The following is a 1040-nucleotide window of genomic DNA, read 5'->3' on the forward strand; positions in this document are numbered from 1 at the left end:
AAACGGCGCGGGTTTGGGGGCTGCGGCGCCGTGTGCTATCGACCGCGGACGACGCTGCCGCTATTGGCAAGCGCCGACACATGACGGGCTCGTGACCACGACCATCAACATTAATGCCTACAGTGACGCGCTCGTGGTTCTCGCTACCGCCGGCGTGGTGGTGCCGATCGTCCGTCACTGGGGTATCAATCCGGTGCTGGGCTATCTCGGTGCCGGCGCCATTCTCGGTCCGCTCGGGCTCGGCTCGCTCGTTCGAGAAATCCCGTTCCTGTACTGGTTTACAGTGACGGATGCGCAGAACGTCGAGGGTATCGCCAATCTTGGCATCGTCTTCCTGCTGTTTCTGATCGGGCTCGAGCTGTCTTTCAGGCGGCTCGTCACGATGCGACGGCTGGTGTTCGGGCTTGGCGGCCTGCAGGTGGCGGCAACGTCCGCCTTGATATTCGGCGTGGCGGTTCTATTCGGGCAAAACTCCGATACCGCCGTTATCATCGGTGCGAGCCTCGCGCTGTCCTCGACGGCTATCGTGCTCGAGCTTCTCTCCGCCGAGAGGCGGCTTGCGACCACGGCCGGGCGCGCCAGCTTCTCGGTGTTGCTGGCCCAGGACCTCGCCGTGGTCCCCATTCTCGTCTTCGTCTCGGTGCTCGGCGCAGGCAGCGGTGGCTCGGTCGTGACGCACATCTCCACGGCGATCCTGAAGGCGGTCGTGGCGGTCGCCTTTCTCATTCTGATCGGACGGCTGTTGATGCGTCCGCTGTTCCAGATGGTTGCAGGCACCCATTCGACGGAGTTGTTCGTCGCCGCAACCTTGTTCGTCATCGTCGGCGCCGGGCTTGCGGCGCACCAGGCCGGCCTGTCGATGGCGCTCGGGGCATTCGTTGCAGGACTGATGCTGGCGGAAACGGAGTATGGAAAGGCGATCGAGGCCACCGTCGAGCCGTTCAAGGGCCTGCTGCTCGGCATCTTCTTCTTCACCGTCGGCATGGCCATCGACTTCCGCGTGCTCGTGCGCGAGCCCGGTTGGCTACTGGCTGCCGTTA

At 64.0% G+C, this 1040-nt stretch carries 1 protein-coding gene; it reads left to right on the forward strand.

All coding sequences use genetic code 11. The features are described 5' to 3' along the window. Window positions 1–91: 91 nt before the first annotated feature. A partial coding sequence (locus tag IC50_RS12425; protein WP_035704604.1) for a cation:proton antiporter domain-containing protein occupies window positions 92–1040 on the forward strand: 949 nt, incomplete at its 3' end.

It is taken from the genome of Bradyrhizobium genomosp. I (2014) (assembly GCF_000261685.1).
In the GTDB taxonomy this organism is placed as follows: Bacteria; Pseudomonadota; Alphaproteobacteria; order Rhizobiales; family Xanthobacteraceae; genus Bradyrhizobium.